Genomic DNA, 219 nt, shown 5'->3' on the forward strand with positions numbered 1-219 from the left:
GGGGCCCGCACAAGCGGTGGAGCATGTGGTTTAATTCGAAGCAACGCGAAGAACCTTACCAAGGCTTGACATCCCGATGACCGCTCTAGAGATAGAGCTTCTCTTCGGAGCATCGGTGACAGGTGGTGCATGGTTGTCGTCAGCTCGTGTCGTGAGATGTTGGGTTAAGTCCCGCAACGAGCGCAACCCTTATCTTCAGTAGCCATCATTCAGTTGGGC

At 54.3% G+C, this 219-nt stretch carries 1 rRNA gene; it reads left to right on the top strand.

What is annotated here, in order from left to right:
- Positions 1–219: ribosomal RNA gene (locus H9X84_RS12910) — 16S ribosomal RNA — on the top strand; the annotation flags it as partial.

Source organism: Anaerotignum lactatifermentans (genome assembly GCF_016902535.1).
GTDB lineage: Bacteria > Bacillota > Clostridia > Lachnospirales > Anaerotignaceae > Anaerotignum > Anaerotignum lactatifermentans_A.